Below are 2,396 nucleotides of genomic sequence, written 5' to 3' on the forward strand. Positions count from 1 at the left end.
CGTGAAGATCCTATGGGGATGGAAAGCGACCAACGCTCTGCCAGAGTAAGGTCGCCAAACATCACATGGAGGTCAGCATGCACGCCAACAGCACCAAAGCCCCGGCCGCTATCCGCGTCGATCTTGCCGCAATTTTCGTCTCGCTAGAACTGTCTCGTTCGAAGTGGCTTGTGACCTCCCTTGCGCCAGGAGGGGGCGAGAAAATGTCGAGACACATCGTGTCGGGGGGCGACGTTCCGGGTTTACTCGATCACTTCGCAGAGCTGCAACGAAAGGCGGTAGTGCGAACAGGGCAGAGCTTTCGGGTCATATCAATCCAGGAGGCTGGTCTGGATGGGTTCTGGATACATCGGGTCCTCGAACGCGAAGGCATCGAGAGCTATGTCGTTGACCCCGCATCCATCGCCACATCACGCCGCCGTCGGCGGGCCAAGACCGACAGGATTGACGGGGAGGCGCTGGTTCGGGCTTTGCTGGCCTACAATCGCGGCGAGCCTCGGGTTTGCGCGATGTTGCGTGTGCCAACGCCAGAGGATGAGGACCGTCGCCGTCTGGTGCGCGAGCGGAAGGCGCTGACGAACGAACGGATCAGGCACGTCAACAGGATAAAGGGCCTGCTGTTCAGCCAAGGTGTGTCCGGATACGAGCCCTTGAGGGGCGATCGACGCAAGCGCCTCGACACGCTCATCACCGGAGACGGTCATTCACTGCCGCCAGCGCTCAAGTCTCAGATCAGCCGGGAACTTGATCGCCTTGAGTTGCTGATCCAGCAGATCAAGAATGTCGAGGAGGAACGCGACGCTATGCTCTTGGCGGCAGATGTGCCAACACCGGCCCTGCTGCTCAACCTCAAGGGAATTGGTCCCGAGTTTGCAGCAGTCCTGTGGTCCGAGGGACTTTCGCGGAAATTCGACAATCGAAGACAGGTCGCCGCCTACGCCGGTCTTGCCCCCACGCCCTGGCAAAGTGGTCAGATCGACTATGAGCAAGGGGTGTCGAAGTCCGGCAATCCCAGGCTGCGGTCGATGCTTGTCCAGGCTGCTTGGCTCTGGGTGCGCCATCAGCCAAACTCGGCACTCAGCCAATGGTTCAAGACTCGGGTCATGCAGAATGGTGGCCGGCATAAGAAGACGGCGATCATCGCGCTTGCCCGTAAACTGCTTGTCGCGCTGTGGAAATACGTGAACGCTGGAGTTGTCATAGAAGGGGCGGCCCTGACGACACCATCAGCGTAAACCCCGCTCGACTTCAGCAATCTCCCAGGGCCGATCGGGCCTGGCAGATCCTCGGTAGACGAACCGACGAAACTCATGGCCCTCAAACAGCCGCCGTTGAAGAATGGTCTCGTCTCTCGGGTCCGAATCCGCCGCAAGCGGGATCATGGAACAGGTGCATTCGCCTGACCGAATATAAGGTGGACTGGGTTCGTTCGCGAACCGCGTCACGCAATCGGACCCACCAAATGGATCTGCGATTTACCCGGAGACACCTGACAATGCTGATGTGAGGCCGTTTTGCAGTTGACGATCCCCATATAAGAGTTTCGGGCGCCGGCAGGCGTACGAAAGTCCCCGAGGAAGGAACCCGCGGGCCACAATCGATGGCTATGGAGATTTCGAGTTTCGGCTGATGTCATCGATGGCGCGACCGTCATCGGGAAGCGCCGCGATGGATGCGGTCAGGCCGCTTCGTTGCGCTTCCGTGCCGCGTTGCCGACCCGGCGCGGGGCTTGTCGCGACTCTGTCGGCCTCGATGGCCACCACGGATGCGTGTGGCCCCGTTGCCGAATGTTTGCCGCCTGCGACTGAATACTCGACCGTGCCATGCCGGGTCATGGGTACTTCTCCGGGTTCGTCGCCGTCGCTTCCGGCGGTCCGCGCGGCTGTCTCCATCGTTCGAACACCTCGATGACGATCATGCGTCCGCCACAGCAAGAGCATGGCGGCCGGAACTCCTCCGGTTCGTTTGGTGTGTCGTCATCCGGCGGCGCGGCGACGCCCAGCAGTTCGCGGGCGCGTGCGAGGCTGGCCTTGCGGGCGGAACCGGCGAGCAAGCCGTAATGCCGGATGCGGTGGAAGCCGCGCGGTAACACGTGGAGCAGGAAGCGGCGGATGAACTCATCGGTGCCAAGCGTCATGATCTGCTGCCGGTCCGCGCCATCTCGGCGGTAATCCTTGTAGCGGAAGGTGACGCCGGTCTCGTCGAAGGCGATCAGGCGGCTGTTCGAGATTGCCACCCGATGGGTGGCGCGACAGGTAGGCGAGCACCGCCTCCGGTCCCGCGAAGGGCGCTTTGGCGTAGACCACCCAGCGGCTTCTTTCGGACGGAAGCAAGATGGCGCAGGAATTCCCGCCACTCGGTCAGATGCGCAATCGACCCGAAGAAGGTGAGTCGGC

General features: G+C 61.6%; 2 protein-coding genes and 1 pseudogene. 1 reads left to right on the forward strand and 2 read right to left on the reverse strand.

Annotated elements, in window-relative coordinates; all coding sequences use genetic code 11:
* Positions 1–77 precede the first annotated feature (77 nt).
* Positions 78–1,235 (forward strand): IS110 family RNA-guided transposase, encoded by a 1,158-nt coding sequence (locus tag ACX3P1_RS27910; RefSeq protein WP_459083019.1) that lies wholly within the window; start codon positions 78–80, stop codon positions 1,233–1,235.
* 369 nt (positions 1,236–1,604) lie between these two features.
* Here ACX3P1_RS27910 and ACX3P1_RS27915 read toward each other — a convergent pair whose 3' ends face one another.
* Positions 1,605–1,835: a hypothetical protein gene (locus tag ACX3P1_RS27915; RefSeq protein WP_459083021.1), complete on the reverse strand. Its 231-nt coding sequence runs from the start codon at positions 1,833–1,835 to the stop codon at positions 1,605–1,607.
* Positions 1,832–2,396: pseudogene (locus ACX3P1_RS27920) on the reverse strand (IS91 family transposase); the annotation flags it as partial. The pseudogene ACX3P1_RS27920 and the gene ACX3P1_RS27915, both read right to left, overlap by 4 nt.

Source organism: Mesorhizobium sp. A623 (genome assembly GCF_054489405.1).